This is a genomic window from Blautia sp. MSK.20.85 (assembly GCF_013317245.1).
Lineage (GTDB): Bacteria > Bacillota > Clostridia > Lachnospirales > Lachnospiraceae > Blautia_A.
In genome coordinates, this window is the sequence record NZ_JAAIUN010000064.1 from 1 (window position 1) to 2,558 (window position 2,558).

Genomic DNA, 2,558 nt, shown 5'->3' on the forward strand with positions numbered 1-2,558 from the left:
TGAATATTACGGTGCGGCAGAGCCGCCAGTCCGGTGTGGCGAGAGCCACCTGTCCGGACTAACGGAGCCACCCCATTTTGTTTATTAAGTTACTTTGCCATTGCTGGATCCAGTCCATATACTTCTCTCATAGAGAGGTCTTTAGATGGGTCAACACTTTCAATATCGATCTTATAGGAATCATACGATATACGATCCATGATGGCATCGGCAAGAGTACTTTCACCATCACAGATTTGCTGGTACCATTCACTTTCACGGAACTGAGAACAAAAGATCGTTGAAGATTTTTTTCGTCGTTTATGTATCAGTTCAAAAAGATTCCTGGCTTCAGCTTCTGTCAGTTTAAGAAGCAGCCACTCATCAATGATCAGTACTATTGGCTTGGTGTATTTCTTCAGGACAGTTGAGAAAGTTCCATTGTCCCTGGCAGCCTGTAAGTCCAATAATAGATCAGGAAGCCGTACATACCGTACTGAGTAATAGTGCTTGCATGCTTCCATGCCAAAGGCACAGGCCATATAAGTTTTACCACTTCCGGTTGCTCCAGTAATAAAGATGTTTCGGTATTCTGTAATGTATTCACAGGTTGCCAGACGGTTGATCAGTGCTTTGTTCAGCTTTCGTCCAGAATGGTAATCAATCGCTGCGATGCTGGCATCTGGCTGTTCAAACTCAGCCTGGCGGATCAGCCTTTTCAGACGATTGTTTTTGCGGTTGCTGTATTCGACATCAACAAGCATGCCGAACCGATCTTCGAATGGAACTTCCTTCATTGCAGGATCATCCATCTGGATGCGGAATGCATCTGCCATAGCAGTCAGACGCATTTCAATAAGTTTATCGATTGTACTTTGATTTGTCATGATTTTTTACCTCCATAGTATCTGGCTCCTCTGGTTATGCCATGTGGTTTTACTGCTTGAAATGATTCTGATTCGGTATCAGGTGCATCCTTTGTTGCAGCCAATAGATTTTTGATACTTTTATAGCTGGGTTTACCGGAATAAGAGAGCGCCTTAGCGCAGACCTGTTCCAGTTTTTCTGGCGAATATTTTTCTGCCAGTTTCAGTAATCCCATGCAGCTTCTGTAGGATTGCTGTTCAATCCTGCCGGAGGTAAGTATTGCATCGACAACCTTACTTGTGTTAATTCCAATCGAATCAGCCCACTTACGGAATCGGTCACCGTTCCATTCCAGATATTTCTGGTGTTCCTGCGGCATATGTTCTGTCACTGTAGAATACTGACCGCTTCGTCCATAGAGTCGTCTGTGAGAGGCAATACGATTGTGATTATAAAATATTTCAACCGTTGTATCTGTTATACGCACATCAACCTTATTTTTGATATACTGATAAGGCACGGAGTAGAACATTCTGTCTACTGCGATGTGATAGTTAAACTGGACGGTGGCTTGTTTCCACTCAGCCAGTTCAAAAGGTGTAGCAGGCAACGGAGCCAGTAATGGCATTTCTTCCCCAAGAAATAAACTGAGTCTGCTACATTCCTTTTTCTGGAATTTACGGGCGTTGTAGGCATCCAGTTTTTCACGGATTGAAGCATTCAATTCTGCAAGAGAGAAAAACTGTTCATTGCGAAGGGCTGCTGTTATCCATGTGGATATCTTTCCTACCGATCCCTCTACATTCGGTTTATCTTTGGGTTTCCGGACTCTGGCCGGAAGGATGGCAAGATTGTAATGTTCTGCCATCTCATGATAAGTTGTGTTTAAGGCAGTGTTGTACCAGTCACTCTTTTTATGATTCACTGCGGTTGTGCAGTTATCAGAAACGAGCATAGGTGTGACACCGCCAAAGAAATCAAACATCTGGACATGAGCTTTGATCCAGTTGTCGGTTTTCTCATTCATATATGCTTTTACAAAAGCATACTGACTGTAAGTTAATACACCTACAAATATCCATGCATTTGTGATTTCTCCGGTGTCCGGATCAATGATGTGAGCAGGGTCACCGGCCCAGTCAACTTCAATCTGTTCACCTGGTTTTCTAGGGATATGCATGGTAGCCCTGCGTTTTTCTTCATCCTTCTGGATGTAGTAGCAGAACTGAGAATACATTAGAGGCTCTTCGCTGCTCATGCGGCACTCCTCACAGTATTCTACCCAGAGAAGTTTTTTGTTTACGCCGTTCCGCAGAAGTTCTTTGCGGATGTAGTCAAAGTTTGGCATACGTTTATTCGTTGCCGACTTATCTTTAGGAAACATCAGCTCCTCTAGCGCACTGTCGGTCATGTCAAAATCCAGCGGCCATGAAAGATTGATTTCCGCTGCTTTTTTCAAAACCTTGGCGACTGTGTTTCTGGATACACCGCAACTTTGTGCGATGTTCCTCTCACTGAATCCTAAGCTTTTCAAGCGTAGGATTTCACGATACTTGGTCATAATTTACGACCTCCTTTATCTGTATTCACACCAAAGGTGTGTATTTACAGTATAAAGGAAATATATGTAATAGAGTCCAATAAGGTGGCTCTGAATTACCGGAATATATGGCTCCCATTCTCCGGAATGGTGGCTCTCAAAGTCCGGACAG

2 protein-coding genes are annotated in these 2,558 nt (G+C 43.5%); both read right to left on the reverse strand.

The features are described from left to right. Window positions 1-89 precede the first annotated feature (89 nt). A complete protein-coding gene (istB, locus tag G5B12_RS16805; RefSeq protein ID WP_055057938.1) occupies window positions 90-866 on the reverse strand; it encodes an IS21-like element helper ATPase IstB in 777 nt (258 codons plus the stop codon). Then, entirely contained in the window at window positions 863-2,407 is a 1,545-nt protein-coding gene (gene istA, locus G5B12_RS16810) for an IS21 family transposase (protein WP_118071978.1), read from the reverse strand. Before istA ends, istB begins: the two co-directional genes overlap by 4 nt. Window positions 2,408-2,558 lie beyond the last annotated feature (151 nt).

Excerpts from the sequence above, each read along its gene's own strand:
- istB (WP_055057938.1), bottom strand. The coding sequence starts at position 866 with ATGACAAATCAAAGTACAATCGATAAACTTATTGAAATGCGTCTGACT.
- istA (WP_118071978.1), bottom strand. The coding sequence starts at position 2,407 with ATGACCAAGTATCGTGAAATCCTACGCTTGAAAAGCTTAGGATTCAGT.